General features: G+C 63.0%; 16 protein-coding genes and 1 other RNA gene. 12 read left to right on the forward strand and 5 right to left on the reverse strand.

From position 1 onward, the window contains the following. Positions 1-116: 116 nt before the first annotated feature. Genes pgl through zwf form a run of 3 tightly spaced genes read right to left on the reverse strand, consistent with a single transcriptional unit; the run spans position 117 to position 3267 of the window. A complete protein-coding gene (gene pgl, locus NX05_RS18755; protein WP_017115690.1) occupies positions 117-836 on the reverse strand; it encodes a 6-phosphogluconolactonase in 720 nt (239 codons plus the stop codon). Next, positions 833-1840 carry a glucokinase gene (glk, locus tag NX05_RS18760; RefSeq protein ID WP_017113182.1) on the reverse strand — a complete coding sequence of 336 codons (1008 nt, stop codon included), beginning with the start codon at positions 1838-1840 and terminating at the stop codon, positions 833-835. The genes pgl and glk overlap by 4 nt, the downstream gene beginning before the upstream one ends. Next, on the reverse strand, positions 1837-3267 hold the full coding sequence (gene zwf / locus NX05_RS18765) for a glucose-6-phosphate dehydrogenase (RefSeq protein WP_039434909.1): 1431 nt from the start codon (positions 3265-3267) through the stop codon (positions 1837-1839). The genes glk and zwf overlap by 4 nt, the downstream gene beginning before the upstream one ends. A 423-nt stretch (positions 3268-3690) precedes the next feature. Here zwf and NX05_RS18770 point away from each other — a divergent pair, with 423 nt between their 5' ends. After that, on the forward strand, positions 3691-4788 hold the full coding sequence (locus tag NX05_RS18770; protein ID WP_039434912.1) for an ABC transporter ATP-binding protein: 1098 nt from the start codon (positions 3691-3693) through the stop codon (positions 4786-4788). A gap of 49 nt (positions 4789-4837) precedes the next feature. Then, positions 4838-4911: non-coding RNA, sX9 sRNA (locus NX05_RS23170), on the forward strand. Between the two features lies 1 nt (position 4912). Here NX05_RS23170 and ygfZ read toward each other — a convergent pair. Beyond that, positions 4913-5785 carry a CAF17-like 4Fe-4S cluster assembly/insertion protein YgfZ gene (ygfZ, locus tag NX05_RS18775; protein WP_026112837.1) on the reverse strand — a complete coding sequence of 291 codons (873 nt, stop codon included), beginning with the start codon at positions 5783-5785 and terminating at the stop codon, positions 4913-4915. Between the two features lie 39 nt (positions 5786-5824). Here ygfZ and NX05_RS25050 point away from each other — a divergent pair, with 39 nt between their 5' ends. From NX05_RS25050 to lolD, 10 genes are all read left to right on the forward strand, one after another. Beyond that, on the forward strand, positions 5825-5995 hold the full coding sequence (locus NX05_RS25050; protein WP_005929790.1) for a DUF1674 domain-containing protein: 171 nt from the start codon (positions 5825-5827) through the stop codon (positions 5993-5995). Between the two features lie 56 nt (positions 5996-6051). Then, positions 6052-6447 carry a succinate dehydrogenase, cytochrome b556 subunit gene (gene sdhC, locus NX05_RS18780; protein WP_039434916.1) on the forward strand — a complete coding sequence of 132 codons (396 nt, stop codon included), beginning with the start codon at positions 6052-6054 and terminating at the stop codon, positions 6445-6447. Beyond that, positions 6444-6830, forward strand: a complete 387-nt coding sequence (gene sdhD, locus NX05_RS18785; protein WP_039434920.1) for a succinate dehydrogenase, hydrophobic membrane anchor protein — start codon at positions 6444-6446, stop codon at positions 6828-6830. Before sdhC ends, sdhD begins: the two co-directional genes overlap by 4 nt. Positions 6831-6863: 33 nt before the next feature. Then, on the forward strand, positions 6864-8654 hold the full coding sequence (gene sdhA / locus NX05_RS18790; protein ID WP_039434923.1) for a succinate dehydrogenase flavoprotein subunit: 1791 nt from the start codon (positions 6864-6866) through the stop codon (positions 8652-8654). Positions 8655-8663: 9 nt separating this feature from the next. Continuing rightward, positions 8664-8867: a hypothetical protein gene (locus NX05_RS18795; RefSeq protein WP_026112479.1), complete on the forward strand. Its 204-nt coding sequence runs from the start codon at positions 8664-8666 to the stop codon at positions 8865-8867. 16 nt (positions 8868-8883) lie between these two features. Continuing rightward, a complete protein-coding gene (locus tag NX05_RS18800) occupies positions 8884-9666 on the forward strand; it encodes a succinate dehydrogenase iron-sulfur subunit (RefSeq protein WP_039434926.1) in 783 nt (260 codons plus the stop codon). Between the two features lie 110 nt (positions 9667-9776). Next, a complete protein-coding gene (locus NX05_RS18805) occupies positions 9777-10025 on the forward strand; it encodes an FAD assembly factor SdhE (RefSeq protein WP_010378796.1) in 249 nt (82 codons plus the stop codon). After that, a complete protein-coding gene (locus NX05_RS18810; RefSeq protein WP_039434930.1) occupies positions 9976-10428 on the forward strand; it encodes a hypothetical protein in 453 nt (150 codons plus the stop codon). Before NX05_RS18805 ends, NX05_RS18810 begins: the two co-directional genes overlap by 50 nt. A 23-nt stretch (positions 10429-10451) precedes the next feature. Beyond that, on the forward strand, positions 10452-11693 hold the full coding sequence (locus NX05_RS18815; protein ID WP_039434933.1) for a lipoprotein-releasing ABC transporter permease subunit: 1242 nt from the start codon (positions 10452-10454) through the stop codon (positions 11691-11693). Then, positions 11686-12420: a lipoprotein-releasing ABC transporter ATP-binding protein LolD gene (gene lolD / locus NX05_RS18820; RefSeq protein WP_010373322.1), complete on the forward strand. Its 735-nt coding sequence runs from the start codon at positions 11686-11688 to the stop codon at positions 12418-12420. Before NX05_RS18815 ends, lolD begins: the two co-directional genes overlap by 8 nt. A gap of 209 nt (positions 12421-12629) precedes the next feature. Here lolD and NX05_RS18825 read toward each other — a convergent pair whose 3' ends face one another. After that, positions 12630-13694 carry an SDR family oxidoreductase gene (locus NX05_RS18825; RefSeq protein ID WP_039434936.1) on the reverse strand — a complete coding sequence of 355 codons (1065 nt, stop codon included), beginning with the start codon at positions 13692-13694 and terminating at the stop codon, positions 12630-12632. Positions 13695-13962 lie beyond the last annotated feature (268 nt).

A 13962-nucleotide genomic window follows, 5' to 3' on the forward strand; every position in this document is an offset into this window, starting at 1 on the left:
CTATGAGAAACGGGGAAGGAAATGCACTTTTATTCCCCGCACATGAATGTGCGGGTTCTTGCGAGGGACTCGCATCACATCGGCTTTTGCGAGGATTCGCATCAAACCACTCGCACTCAATTACACCAATGTACCCGCAACCGCGGACCCGGCTGCTGCAGTGCCACGCGAATCGGATATTGGTTGACATCGTCGCCGGCCAGCGCGGCCTGCAGCACGTCCAGCTTCTGCTTGCCACGCAACAGCAGCAGGCGCGTCGGAATGCTGGCGAGCCCTGCGGGCGTCAGGGTGATGCGCAACGGCCATTGGTTCGAACCCGGGCAGCCGGTGGCATCCAGCGACGCATACGGCTGTGGGCTGGCGAGCGCCTTCGGCAGGTCGGTGGCACCGGGGAACAACGAGGCGGTATGTCCATCGCCGCCCATGCCCAGCACCGCCAGACAGGCCGGTTCGGCATGGGTGGCCTGCAGATTTGCGGTATGCACGCATTCGGGCAATTGCTTGCCTGGGCGGACCAGTGGGATGAAGGTGGCGGCCGGCGCGTGGGTCAGGAAGCTGTCATTCACCAGCCAGGCATTGCTGTCCTGATCCTGCGGCGACAACCAGCGCTCATCGACCAGGCCCACTTCCACCCGCGACCACTCCAGCGGCCGGTGGGCGAGGGACTCGTACACCGATGCCGGGGTGGTGCCGCCGGACAGCAGCATGCGTGCCTGGCCGCGACGCGAGATTTCCTGTTCCAGCAGGTCGGCCATTTCGCTGGCAACCGCTTCGGTCCACTCGGCCGGGTCGTCGTAGCGCAACAGGGTAATGCGCGGGTTGTCCTGCAAGTTCATCGCTGTTCCCCGGGGTGCTGACGTTGTGCATCCACTGCATAGGCGGCGGCGCCGAGCAGGCCGGCATGCGGGTGCATGACCGCCAGTGATGGCACCCGCGACATGATCGCGGAGAAGCGGCCCTTGTGTTCAAAGCGCTGGCGAAAGCCTGAATGCTGCAGCGAATCCAGCACCTTGGGCACCAACCCGCCGGTGAGGAACACGCCGTCCCAGGCGCCCTGCATCAGCACCATGTCGCCGGCGATTGCGCCGAAGATGGCACAGAACAGATCGATGGTGCGCGACGAACGCGGGTCGCCTGCCGCAGCACGGGCAGTGATGTCCTTGGGTTGCAGCGGGCCCGGATCGATGCCGGCGATTTCGCTCAACGCGCGATGGATATTGACCAGGCCGGGGCCGCAGATCAGGCGCTCGTTGGAGACCCGGCCGAACTGTTCGGAGAGGATTTCCAGGATGCGGATTTCTTCCGGCGTGCCGGGCGGGAAGCTGACATGGCCGCCTTCGGTTTCCAGCGGGAAGCAGCGCCCGTTGCGGATGATCAGGCCGCCCACACCCAAACCGGTGCCGGGGCCGATGACACCGTAGTTGCGCGGTTGGTCGATCGGCGCCGGACGCCAGCTGGCGCCGCCCACCTGCACCACGTCCTGCGGACGCAGCAGGCTGATCGCCATTGCTTGCGCGGCGAAGTCGTTGATCAGGTGCAAGCTGCTGAAACCCAGCATGCTGGCGGTGCGCGAGCGCGAGATCACCCAGGGGTGGTTGGTGATGCGTGCTTCGTCGCCATCCACGCGGCCGGCCACGGCGAACACGCCTTGGGTGGCCTGCACGCCGATCTGGTCGAGGTAGTAGCGCGCGGCTTCGCCGAGCGAACCGAAGTCCACCACGGCAAATTCGCGCGAGGTGTCATCCAGCAACGGCACCGAAGCGTCGACATCGGCCAGCGCGAAGCGCGCATTGGTTCCGCCGATATCGGCAACCAGCACCGGCTTGGAAGGAGCGGTCATGCGTTGTTTCCCTGTGCGTCGGTGGCCGGTGGCAGGAAGTGGGTCGCCGATTCGGGGCCCCAGCTGCCGGCCGGGTAGTGCTGCAGCGGCAGCGCGGCGTCTTTCCAGGCGTCGCTGACGCTGTCGATCCACGACCACGCCGCCTTGACCTCGTCGTCGCGCACGAACAGCGCCGGGTTGCCGTTGAAGGCGTCCACGAACAGGCGCTCATAGGCAATGCGGCGGTGCAGACCGGTCGGTACCGACAGTTCCAGTTCCAGCGGCTGCAGTTCGATCGCACCCCATTCCGGGCCGGCCAGGCTGCTCATCAGGCCGAGCTCGATGTTTTCCTGCGGCTGCAATTGGAAGGTCAAGCGGTTGGGTACCGCGTTCTGACGGTCCGGACGCTCGAACAGCCAATGCGTCACCGGCTTGAGTGTGACCACGATGCGCGTAGAGCGTTCGGCCAGGCGCTTGCCGGTGCACAGATGGAACGGCACGCCGGCCCAACGCCAATTGTCGATATGCGCCGTCACTGCGACGAAGGTTTCCACGTCGCTGCCTTCCGGCGGGTGATAGGCCTGCGCCGGCTGCCCGTTGATGCTGCCGGCGGTGTAGCTGCCGCGCACGCTGTCATGCGCGGCTTGTTCGGCGGTCATCGGGCGCAGTGCACGCAGCACCTTGACCTTCTCGTCGCGGATGCGGTCGGCTTCCAGCGAGGCAGGCGGCTCCATCGCCACCAGGCACAACAGCTGCAGGATATGGCTCTGCACCATGTCGCGCAGCGCGCCGGAGCGGGCGTAGTAGGCATCGCGCCCGTCCACGCCTTCGCTTTCGGCGACCAGGATCTGCACCGACTCGATGTAGATGCGGTTCCAGACCGCCTCCAGCAGCGTGTTGCCGAAGCGCAGCGCGATCAGGTTCTGCACCGCCGCCTTGCCCAAGTAATGGTCGAGGCGGAACACGCGGTCTTCGTCGACCAGCGCGCCGATTGACTGCAGGATTTCGCGGGCGCTGTCCGAGTCGTGGCCGATCGGCTTTTCCAGCATCAAGCGATGCGGTGCTGCCAACGCGCCACCTAGCGCCAGACCTTGGCAGGTGCTGATGTACAGGCCCGGCGGGATCGCCAGATAGCTCACGCAGCGGCGGCTCGCCAGCTCGCGCACCGCGTCAGCCACCGATTCGGCATCGCGCAGATCCACCGAGCGGTAGTCGACCCGCTGCAGCAGCGCCTGGATCTGTTCGGGCGTGGCGATCGGCAGCGCTTCGGTCAGACGCGGCCGCAGCACTTCACGAAACGCATCGGTGTCGTGCGGTGAGAGTGCTAGCGCGCGGATGCGAAAGTCCTCCGGCAGCAGGCCATCGATGAACAGACGCAGTAAGGAGGGAAACAGGTAGCGCTGGGCAAGATCGCCGGTGGCGCCAAACAGGATCAGGGTGTTATGCATGGACCGCGTTTCAGATTCTGGAGACATCGTTATCAGCAACTAGTCGGAAAGGCGCCGGACGGCCGGCGGTCGGTACGTCTGTTCCTGCGCGACACTTGCGTGCGCGCAGCGGTGGGGATGGACGCTGACGCCCAATCCCCGATTGTTGCAGCAACTTGCGATCAGCGGTTAGCACCGTGGTGGAATATCTGCACCTGCGCGCTGGCATGCATGCCAGCGCGCAGCGAGCTGCACCGTCGACAATGGCGTTGAACGGCGTGGCGGCATGGTCACTCCCCAGATCGATGTTGCCATGTGAAAACGATTACATGTCAGAATAAACCAATGCATTCGTTTGCAGGAAACTTCCTTGCAAGCGCATGCCGCGTCACCGCCATCGGGAGGGCCGAGGGCAGGGCGCACAACTTACGTTGAGGCCGAACGATGGCGAAAGTGCAGTTGGAAGGTGTCCGCAAGGTCTACGAAAACGGCCAGGTGGCAGTGCAGGGCGCGAGCTTCGAAGTCGCCGACGGCGAGTTGATGGTGCTGGTCGGGCCGTCCGGCTGCGGCAAATCGACGCTGCTGCGCATGATTGCCGGCCTTGAAGACATCAGCGCCGGCACGCTGAAGATCGGCGAGCGCGTGGTCAACGACGTGGCGCCCAAGGACCGCGACATCGCCATGGTGTTCCAGAGCTACGCGCTGTATCCGCACATGACTGTGGCCGAGAACCTGGCGTTCGGGCTCAAGCTGCGCGGGCACCCCAAGCAGGTCATCGCCGAGCGCGTCAACAACGCCGCCGAGCTGCTGGGCCTGACTCCGATGCTGGATAAGTTGCCCAAGGCGATGTCCGGCGGTCAGCGCCAGCGCGTGGCGCTCGGTCGGGCGATGGTGCGTGAATCGTCGGTGTTTCTGCTCGACGAGCCGCTGTCCAACCTGGACGCCAAATTGCGCCACAGCGTACGCACCGAGATCGCGCAGCTGCACCGCAAGCTCGGCACCACCATGATCTACGTCACCCACGACCAGGTCGAAGCGATGACGCTCGGCCAGCGCATCGTGGTGCTCAAAGACGGCGTGATCCAGCAGATCGATAGCCCCATCGCGCTGTACGACCGCCCGGCCAATCTGTTCGTCGCCGGTTTCCTCGGCAGCCCGGCAATGAATGTGTTGCAGGGACATTTGGACGCGCAGGACGGCCTGCATCTGGTCATGGCCGATGGTTGGCGCGTGCCGCTGGGCGCGGCACGGGTGGATGCAGCCTGGTTCGGCCAGGACGTAATTGTCGGCGTGCGCCCGGAACATTTGCAGCCCTCCGAGGACGCAGTGCTGGGTTTCGATGCGCGGGTCGATGTGATCGAACCGGTCGGCAACGAGATCTTCCTCAATCTCGACCGTGGCGGTCAGCCGCTGGTGATCCGCGTCCCGCCGCAGAGCTTGCCAGCGGTGGGCCAGTCGCTGCGTCTGGCGCTGCGCAGCGATGCCTTGCACTTCTTCGACCCGGCCACCGGGCAGCGGCTGGAAGCGGCGCAGGGCAGCTAACTAACAACTGTGCAGCCACCCGATGGGCGCGGCGGGTGCTTGGGGCAGCGTGTACCGCGCGTACATTGCAGTTCCTGCGTGCCGTCCACGCCCACCTAACGACTGCTCGCGACGTTTTTTGCTCTTACCGCTCCAGCCCTGGCATGATCGCGCGCGGCCGTGCGCCGTAGGCACCAGCCTGCAAGGTGGCGTCGGCGTCCAGCGTCAGCTCCAGCGGCAACACCGCCAGCGCTAGGGTGCCAGCTACGCTCACCACCGTGCCGATCGTAGTGCCGTCCATTGCGACGGCATCGCCTGCCTCTACCGCACTATCGGTGTCCAGCAGCTGCAAGGCGCGCTTGGCTTTGCCGAGGAAATGCGTGCGCGCCACGATCTCCTGACCCGGGTAGCAGCCTTTTTTGACGCTGTAGGCCTGCAGGCGGTCGAGTGCCAACTGCTGCGGCGTCCACTGTTCGCGCTGGCCCTCGACCAGGCGAGCGAGCCCCAGCTGCAGATCGGCATGGCGCCACTGCGCATCTACGCTTGGCACTTCGATAGGCGCTGCCAATGCATCTTCGGCGTACAGCAACAAGGTGCGCGGAAACGCAGCGCTCCCCAGATCCAGCTCGATACGCTGCGTTCTGATATCGGCGTGCGCGGCGTGTGCGTGTTCCGGTGCTGCGAAGCCGCCGAAGGCAAACAGCGCGGCAGTGGTGATTTTCAGCTTGCGGCGGAATACGAACCGGCCGAGTTGCACGGCGATCTCGGCCGCGTTGCCGTCGGGCAATACCATTAGTAAGTGTGCGTCGTCCTCACGCAGGAGTGCGAAGATGGCAATTACGCGCCCCTTTGCCGTCAACCACGCATTCCACTGCCACTGCCCAATCGCCAGCGCCTGTACGTCATTGGCAAATTGGGCATGCGCGAACGCCACTGCATCCGCACCGACCAATCGGACGTATTGCATGTCGTGCAGGGAGCCAAAACACTGCGGAATAAGATTCAGGTTGTCAGCCACGGAAGGGGAGGACTAAAATCGCAAAGTTGTGAGAGCACTATGATAGGCCATCCAACCCCCACCCCAGCGCAGGATTCCGAGACGCAGCCTTCCTCTCAGGAGCATATTCCCGAGAAAAAGCCACTGCCGAAGGAGATTGGTGGGCGCGACGGCCCTGAGCCAACGCGCTACGGCGACTGGGAAAAAAATGGACGCTGCATCGATTTTTGAGCAGCTTTTAGCCACAGCGGCCTAGTGCCGCCCAGCCGAGAAAACGAGCCCAGCGAATGGCGATCCGCGAACGTCCTCTCTCCCCGCATCTCCAGGTGTACCGCTGGCAGATACAGATGGTGACCTCGATTCTGAATCGAGCCACCGGCATCGTACTGTCCGTCGGCGCACTGGTGATTGCCGCCGCCTTGCTGACCTTGATGCTTGGCCCCGACCACTGGAATTGTTTCCGCGATCAGGCGGCAACCTGGTATGGACAGGTGTTCCTGTTTGGCTGGACCTGGTCCTTTGCCTTCCACCTGTTCGGTGGGCTGCGCCACATGCTGCAGGATTTCGGCCAAGGCTATGCCGTGCGCTCGTTCATTAGCATGGGTTGGCTGTCGGTGATTCTGAGCTTCGTGCTCACCGGCGCTGTCTGGGCCTATGTGCTGTTGTCTGGAGGTGCCGTATGAGTCGTTACCGTACTCCGTTGAAAAACGTGCGCGGCCTGGGCGCCGCCAAGACCGGTACCGAACATTTCGTGATCCAGCGTCTTACCGCGGCCGCATTGGTGCCGTTGTCGATCTGGTTCCTGATCTTCGTGCTGAGCCTCATGGGTGCCGATCACGCTGCCGCAACCGCCGCAGTGGCCAAGCCATGGAATGCGATTCTGCTTGTCGCTTTCCTCATTGCCTCGTTCTGGCACGCGCAACTGGGCATGCAGGTGGTGCTGGAAGATTACGTACACGACTCGCTGCTCGCACTGATGGCGCAGACACTCGTGCGTTTCGTTGCCGTGCTGGGCGCCATCGTCAGCGTGTTTGCCGTGGCGCGTATCGCGCTGGGCATGAGCTGAGTCGTCAGCGACCAAACAGGAATCCATAATTCGATGTCCGCTTACAAGATCACAGAACACAAGTACGACATGGTCGTGGTAGGCGCCGGCGGCGCTGGCCTGCGCGCCACGTTCGGCCTGGCTCAGAAGGGCCTGCAGACGGTCTGTCTGACCAAGGTCTTCCCGACCCGTTCGCACACCGTCGCAGCGCAGGGCGGTATCTCCGCAGCGCTGGGCAACATGGGCGAAGATGACTGGCGTTATCACTTCTACGACACCATCAAGGGCTCCGATTGGCTGGGCGACCAGGACGCGATCGAGTACATGTGTCGCGAAGCGATTCCGGCCATCATCGAACTCGAACACTACGGTGTGCCGTTCTCGCGTACTGAAGACGGCAAGATCTACCAGCGCCCGTTCGGCGGCATGACCACCAAGTACGGCGAAGGCCCGTCCGCGCAGCGCACCTGCGCCGCAGCCGACCGTACCGGCCACGCGATGTTGCATACGCTTTATCAGCAGTCGCTGGCACACAACGCCCGTTTCATGATCGAGTACTTCGCACTCGATCTGATCTTCGACGAAGAAGGTGTCTGCCGTGGCGTGCTCGCGCTGGACATGGCCGAAGGCTCGCTGCATCTGTTCCGCGCGCACGGCGTGGTGCTGGCAACAGGCGGTTACGGCCGCGCCTACTTCAGCGCCACCTCCGCACATACCTGTACGGGTGATGGCGGCGGTTTGGTGATGCGTGCCGGTTTGCCTGTGCAGGATATGGAGTTCGTGCAATTCCATCCCACCGGCATCTACGGTGCGGGCTGCCTGATCACTGAAGGCGTACGCGGCGAAGGCGGCATTCTGCGCAACAGCAACGGCGAGCGCTTTATGGAGCGCTACGCACCGCACTACAAGGATTTGGCGTCGCGCGACGTGGTGTCGCGCTCGATGACGGTTGAAATCCGCGAAGGTCGTGGCGTTGGCGAGCACAAGGATCACATCCTGCTCGACCTGACCCACCTCGGCCCGGAAGTCATCAACGAAAAGCTGCCGGGCATTGCCGAAAGCGCGCACATCTTTGCCGGTGTGGACGTGACCAAGCAGCCGATTCCGGTGCTGCCGACCGTGCACTACAACATGGGCGGCATTCCGACCAACTTCTACGGCGAAGTCGTGCGCAAGCAGGGCGACGATCCGGATGCGGTGGTGCCGGGCCTGTACGCCATTGGCGAAGCGGCATGCGTCTCCGTGCATGGTGCAAACCGTCTGGGTTCGAATTCGTTGCTGGACCTGGTGGTGTTCGGCCGTGCGGTGGCCAACCGCTGCGCCGAGACGGTCAAGCCCAATCAGCCGCACAAGACCTTGCCGTCGGATGCCTGTGACAAGGCGCTGGGCTTGCTAGACAAGTTGCGTCATGCCAACGGCTCCACGCCGACCTCGGTGATCCGCGACAACATGCAGCGGACCATGCAGTCGGATGCGGCCGTGTTTCGCACCAGCAAGACGCTGAAAGAGGGCGTGGACAAGATGGCCGAGATCTTCGCCACCTTCGAAGACGTCAAGGTGTCGGATCGCTCGCTGGTGTGGAACTCGGACCTGATCGAGACCTACGAGTTGAACAACCTGCTGCTCAATGCAGTGGCGACGATCAATTCGGCCGAACAGCGCAAGGAAAGCCGTGGTGCGCATTCGCACGAGGACTTCCCGGACCGCGACGACGTCAACTGGCAGAAGCACACGCTGGTGACCGTCGACGACAAGGGCAAGTGCGAGTTCGATTACCGCCCTGTACACATGTATACGCTGAGCAAGGATGTGGACGTGGTCCCGCCGAAGCCGCGCGTTTACTGATCGATGCGCATGCAGCGACCCACTGTTGCCCTGTCATTGCTCGCCAACGCGTCCGCGCGTAGCGGTAATGCATCGCTGCAAAGGTGTCGCCACATGACGCTTGGGCAGCGCCGGCAAATGGCCGGCCGCTGCGCAACTGCTTCGGCAGTGGCATCCGTCATCTTTACCTTCATGCGCACGGTGCGGTTGTCGTTTGCACCGCGCATCGCCTGAGCCAACGAGAGCAGCTATGGCAGAGTTCACCCTCCCCAAGAATTCAAAGATCGGCAAGGGCAGGCATTACCCTGCACAGGGCGCCAAGAACACGCGCACCTTCAAGGTCTACCGCTGGGATCCGGATGTCGACGCCAATCCGCGTACCGACAGCTATGAGATCGACCTGGATAAGTGCGGCCCGATGGTGTTGGACGCGCTGATCAAGATCAAGAACGAGATCGACCCGACGTTGGCGTTCCGTCGTTCCTGCCGCGAGGGCATTTGCGGCTCGTGCGCGATGAACATCGACGGCACCAATACGCTGGCCTGCACCAAGGCGATTGCCGCGTGCGGCAAATCGGAAGTGCCGATCTATCCGCTGCCGCATATGAGCGTGATCAAGGACCTGGTGCCGGATCTGACGCATTTCTACGCGCAGTACGCGTCGATCAAACCGTGGATCCGCACCCAGACCCCGCCGCCGCCGGATCGCGAGCGCCTGCAATCGCCGGAAGACCGCCGCAAGCTCGATGGCTTATACGAGTGCATCCTGTGTGCCTGCTGCTCGACCAGCTGCCCCAGCTACTGGTGGAACGGGGAGCGTTACTTGGGCCCGGCGATCCTGCTGCAGGCATACCGCTGGATCATCGATTCGCGCGACGAAGACACCGGTGCGCGTTTGGACGATCTGGAAGACCCGTTCAAGCTGTATCGCTGCCACACCATCATGAACTGCGCACGGACCTGCCCGAAGGGCTTGAACCCGGCGCTGGCGATCGCCGAAATCAAGAAGTTGATGATGGCGCGTCGCGCCTGATCGCACGACATTGAGTCCCCGCGAGGGGATCTGGTTCGCAGCGGCACCGCCCCTTGGGTCAGGTGCCGCTGTCGTTTTCGGCCCGCCACGCGGCGCGGTGGAGAGATGAGATGGACGAGCAAACCCTGCTGAAAAAACTGCGCTGGCGCTGCCGGCGCGGCATGCGCGAACTGGATCAATTGTTCGGGCGCTATCTGGATCAACGCTGGGCGCGGGCGCCTGAAGCCGAGCGCGCGGTTTTCCTACAGCTACTGGATTGCGAAGACGATAAGTTGTGGCGCTGGTTCATGGGTTACGAGGCTTGCCCCGATGCTGCCAACGCCGCACTCATCGCCGATATCCGCGCCTTGCCGGCTTGAGTGGCGACCTTCGCGCTGGTTGATTTGCGCATTAGGCGTGTTGGCGATGCTCGCGTTGTATGCGGTGTGGCGCAGCGGTGTACCGCTGTGGCTGGCCGTGGTGCTGTCAGCGTATGCGCTGCTTGCAGGCGGAAAAGCATTGCGTCAGCTGTTGCGTCCGCCAGTGCGGCAGTTGCTGGTGCCTTGGACGGAGACGCCCGCCAGCATTGACGGTGTGCAGATAGAAGGGCTGCAGGTGCGCTGGCGTGGGCCGCTGGCAGTAGTGTGGTGGACATGGGCGGATGGTCGGTGCGAGCGCCTGCATTTCTGGCCCGATACCTTGCCGCCGCCGCAACGACGTGAACTGCGTCTGGCCGCTCAAGCCCATGCCATTTCGTCCCGGCGGCCGCTAGTGGCACCATAGCGTCCCTTTCCTGGTTGAACCGCATGTTCAAACCTATCCCGGTTGCCATCGGCTTGCGCTACCTGCGTGCCAAGCGGCGCAATGGCTTCATTTCGTTTATCTCGATGGCGTCGATCCTGGGCATTGCCCTGGGCGTGACCGTGCTGATCACCACGCTGGCAGTGATGAGCGGTTTCCAGAAGGAAATCCGCGACCGCCTGCTGCAGATGGCCGCACATGCCACCGTCAGCGCAGAAGGCGCGCCGATGCGCGATTGGCAGCATGCGGTCGAGGTCGCCATGTCCGATCCGCGCGTGGCCGGTGCCGCACCGTACATCGAAACCGAATCCTTGTTGCAGGGCCCGCGCAAGCAGCCGGCGATCGTGCGCGGCGTGATTCCTGCCGAAGAAGGCAAGGTGTCGGTGCTGGCCAAGAAGATGCAGCAGGGCTCGGTCGACAGCCTGACCCCTGGTTCGTACAACATCGTCATCGGCAAGGAGCTGGCGTTGTGGCTGGGCGTGGATGTCGGCGACAGCGTCGTCGTGTTGCTGAGCGACACCCAGGCCACTCCGCTGGGCGCGATGCCGCGGCTCAAGCGTTTCACCGTCAGCGGTATTTTCGAAGCCGGCTACAACGAAATTGATCGCGGCTTGGCCGTGGTCAACATGCAGGATCTGGCGCGCGTGCTGCGCATGGATGGCGTCACCGGTGTGCGTCTGCGCCTGCACGACATGGATCAGGCCTGGCCGGTGGCGCGCGATCTGGCGGTGAAGTTGCATGGTCCGTATCGGGTCAGCGACTGGACCCAGGAAAACGCCAACCTCTACCACTCGTTGAAGATGGAAAAGACCGTGATGGGCATCCTGCTGTCGCTGATCGTGGCGATGGGGGCGTTCAACCTGGTGTCGTCGCAGGTGATGCTGGTGACCGATAAGCAGGCCGATATCGCCATCTTGCGCACGCTCGGGTTGTCGCCGGGCGGGGTGATGCAGGTGTTCATGGTACAAGGCTCGCTGATCGGCTTCATGGGTACTTTCATGGGCGTGATCGGCGGCATCGTGCTGACGCTCAACCTTGAACGCATCCTCGGCGTGATCGAAGCGATTTTCAGCGTCAAATTGCTGCCCGAAGACGTGTACTACATCACCGGCCTGCCCACCGATATGCAGGCCCAGGACGTGGTGGTGATCACCGTGGTGGCGTTGGTGATGAGTTTCCTGGCGACCCTGTACCCGGCATGGCGCGCTTCGCGCACCCAGCCGGCGGAGGCGCTGCGTTATGAATGAGTTTCGCGGAGCTGTTGTGCAAAAACCAGAACAGGCAACTGCGGTCATTCGCGCCGAGGCGTTAGCCAAGACCTACGCCGAAGGCAAGATGCGCACGCCAGTGTTCGATGGCCTGGATCTGTCGGTGGCCACCGGCGAAACCGTGGCGATCGTCGGCGCTTCCGGTGCAGGCAAGAGCACCTTGCTGCATCTGCTCGGCGGGTTGGATATTCCGACCTCCGGCGAGGTGTATGTGGCGGGCGAGCGCATGTCGGCGCTGTCCGACGCGCAGCGCGGCAGGCTACGCAATCAGTCGCTTGGCTTTGTGTATCAATTCCATCATCTCTTGCCCGAATTCACCGCGCTGGAAAACGTGATGATGCCGGTGCTGCTTTCTGGCAAGGATGTGGCGGTGGCCAAAGGGCAGGCGTTGCAATTGCTGGAATCGGTCGGGCTCGGGCATCGCATCGAGCACAAGCCCAGCGAACTGTCCGGCGGTGAGCGTCAACGCTGCGCCGTTGCGCGTGCTCTAGTGAATAAGCCGGGCTGCGTGCTGGGCGATGAACCCACCGGAAACCTCGACGACAAGACCGCGGGCACCGTGTTCGAGCTGATGCTGGAGCTCAACCGCGCGCAGCGCACTAGCCTGGTGTTGGTGACGCACGACCGCAGCCTGGCGCGGCGTCTGGATCGTGTGCTGGAACTGCATCAGGGCAAGCTGCGCGAATTGGCGCCGTCTGCGGTGTAAGCGCGGGCAATGTGATCGGTTAGCAGCCTGATCGCATTGCGTTTAAACGTGGAATGATTAGTAGAACCTGACGCTGTGCCCGCTAGATGAAGCGCGGTCGCATTTGCAGTGCAGGCGCAGCGCATTAGTGAGCAAAGGCCTGATACCTAAGCCCACGCCTGTCTACATCATCGCAGGCCGTTGGGCCTGCGATGATGCCAATGCATCGGTCAAGGAATGATGCGCAATGCCCGTAGGCGGGTGAATAGTTCGAAGAACGAGGCACGGCTGTCGTAGAAGTCCATAAAGCCCAGTTCGCGGCTCTTGGTCATGTCGTTGACGCACTCGATCTCGCGCCCGAGGTCGGCGTCGGTGTGCCACCACGACGCCAGTCGATTGACGTCCGCTTCCACCAGGCCGTGTTGCGCGGCCAACTCCGCCCACAGGCCAGGTGCAGTCTGGCTCATGCGTGGCTCCAGCGGTTCCGGCGTCGCCGGGCACGGCGCAGCGTCGAGTTCGAAGAACTTCGCGATTTCGCCCCACATCCAGCGCCAGCGGAACACATCGCCATTGACGGTATTGAACGCCTGATTGCGCGCCGCAGGGCTTAGCCCGGCCCAGGCCAGTTGGCGGCCAAGCAGGCCGGCATCGGTAAGGTCGGTGAGGCTATTCCATTGTGCTTGCGAGCCTGGAAACACGAACGGTTGCCCGGTGTGCTTGCACAGCGATGCATACACTGCCAGCGTCACGCCCATGTTCATGGCGTTGCTGCCGTTTGCTATGCCGATCATGGTGTGCGAGCGATGCACGCTCCAGCCGAAACCGTGCTGCTGCGCATGTGCGAACAACAAGTCCTCCAGCGTGTAGTAGAAGTTTTCGCCCGGCTGGCGTGGCTCGCTTTCGCGGAACGGCGTCTCCGCCTTGCCGCTGCCGTAATTTTCGAACGCACCCAGATAGTGCTTGGTCCCGGTGACCAACGCCATGTGCTGCAGCGGCGCATCACTGAGCGCATCGCACAGGTGCCGCATCATGGCGCCGTTGGCTTCGACGTTCTCGCGTTCGGTATCGCGGCGCGTCCAGGTGCAGAAGAACACATGGGTGATCGGCAAGCCGCGTAGTGCGTTGCTGGTGCTTTCGGCATCCAGCAGGTCTGCCGCGACCGGAATGACGCCGTCATGGGGGAGGGGGCGACGTGCAAGGCCGTACACGGTCCAGCCGTCGGCGAGCAGCACGTTGGCAAGGTTGTAACCGGAAATGCCGGTCACACCGACGATCAATGCAATGCCTTTACGCATGGGGGAGGCTCCTGGAAAACAACGGTGACCATAGCGCCGGCACCATGAAATCGAGGCGAATGCGAGCGAAAGGGGCGGCTGACATCGCTGGTCGGCCGATCTGCTGTGGAACATGCACCTCCATCTACGCACTGTCCTATGCATCGCATGAGGGGATTACTGCGTGCTGTGGCGCGGTTGTTGCGTGGTCGCAATCAGCGACCGCAACGACAGTGGTCTTCCTACCCGTGCGCAGGCGGACCTCCGCTGTGCGTGAAACGCGTTGCGA

Source organism: Xanthomonas vasicola, assembly GCF_000772705.2.
In the GTDB taxonomy this organism is placed as follows: Bacteria; Pseudomonadota; Gammaproteobacteria; order Xanthomonadales; family Xanthomonadaceae; genus Xanthomonas; species Xanthomonas vasicola.

What these genes read in the sequence shown, in the direction of transcription:
- glk (WP_017113182.1), bottom strand. Translation starts at nt 1,840, where the DNA reads ATGACCGCTCCTTCCAAGCCGGTGCTGGTTGCCGATATCGGCGGAACC.
- NX05_RS18800 (WP_039434926.1), top strand. Translation starts at nt 8,884, where the DNA reads ATGGCAGAGTTCACCCTCCCCAAGAATTCAAAGATCGGCAAGGGCAGG.
- NX05_RS25050 (WP_005929790.1), top strand. Translation starts at nt 5,825, where the DNA reads ATGATAGGCCATCCAACCCCCACCCCAGCGCAGGATTCCGAGACGCAG.
- NX05_RS18795 (WP_026112479.1), top strand. Translation starts at nt 8,664, where the DNA reads ATGCAGCGACCCACTGTTGCCCTGTCATTGCTCGCCAACGCGTCCGCG.
- NX05_RS18770 (WP_039434912.1), top strand. Translation starts at nt 3,691, where the DNA reads ATGGCGAAAGTGCAGTTGGAAGGTGTCCGCAAGGTCTACGAAAACGGC.
- zwf (WP_039434909.1), bottom strand. Translation starts at nt 3,267, where the DNA reads ATGCATAACACCCTGATCCTGTTTGGCGCCACCGGCGATCTTGCCCAG.
- NX05_RS18815 (WP_039434933.1), top strand. Translation starts at nt 10,452, where the DNA reads ATGTTCAAACCTATCCCGGTTGCCATCGGCTTGCGCTACCTGCGTGCC.
- pgl (WP_017115690.1), bottom strand. Translation starts at nt 836, where the DNA reads ATGAACTTGCAGGACAACCCGCGCATTACCCTGTTGCGCTACGACGAC.
- sdhC (WP_039434916.1), top strand. Translation starts at nt 6,052, where the DNA reads ATGGCGATCCGCGAACGTCCTCTCTCCCCGCATCTCCAGGTGTACCGC.
- lolD (WP_010373322.1), top strand. Translation starts at nt 11,686, where the DNA reads ATGAATGAGTTTCGCGGAGCTGTTGTGCAAAAACCAGAACAGGCAACT.
- sdhA (WP_039434923.1), top strand. Translation starts at nt 6,864, where the DNA reads ATGTCCGCTTACAAGATCACAGAACACAAGTACGACATGGTCGTGGTA.
- NX05_RS18805 (WP_010378796.1), top strand. Translation starts at nt 9,777, where the DNA reads ATGGACGAGCAAACCCTGCTGAAAAAACTGCGCTGGCGCTGCCGGCGC.
- sdhD (WP_039434920.1), top strand. Translation starts at nt 6,444, where the DNA reads ATGAGTCGTTACCGTACTCCGTTGAAAAACGTGCGCGGCCTGGGCGCC.
- NX05_RS18810 (WP_039434930.1), top strand. Translation starts at nt 9,976, where the DNA reads ATGCTGCCAACGCCGCACTCATCGCCGATATCCGCGCCTTGCCGGCTT.
- NX05_RS18825 (WP_039434936.1), bottom strand. Translation starts at nt 13,694, where the DNA reads ATGCGTAAAGGCATTGCATTGATCGTCGGTGTGACCGGCATTTCCGGT.